The sequence below is a fragment of the Ferrovum myxofaciens genome, assembly GCF_000735045.1.
Taxonomy (GTDB): domain Bacteria; phylum Pseudomonadota; class Gammaproteobacteria; order Burkholderiales; family Ferrovaceae; genus Ferrovum; species Ferrovum myxofaciens.
Map to the genome: position 1 here is coordinate 1 of NZ_JPOQ01000506.1, position 261 is coordinate 261.

At 56.7% G+C, this 261-nt stretch carries 1 protein-coding gene; it reads right to left on the reverse strand.

From position 1 onward, the window contains the following. Positions 1 to 80: 80 nt before the first annotated feature. A partial coding sequence (locus IV91_RS16405) for a transposase domain-containing protein (protein ID WP_035418929.1) occupies positions 81 to 261 on the reverse strand: 181 nt, incomplete at its 5' end.

Sequence of the window (261 nt, forward strand, 5' to 3'; positions counted from 1 at the left end):
TCGGGAGGGGGTTACGAATGGCTGTGCTGGGTGAAACGATACAGATCGGAGCGCAGGGGGTTGTCTGCGTAGTGCGCTTTTCAGCAGCGTGGGGTCAATTGCCCGATATCCCTGGCCGGATGCTGTCCCACCCGTTGCAACACATCCACTAGGTAGTCATAGGGATTGATGTCGTGCAGCCGACAGGTGGTGATCAGGGACTGGGCCACTCCGGTCAGTTCGGCACCCACTTCGGTCCAACAGAAATTCCAATTCTTTTTC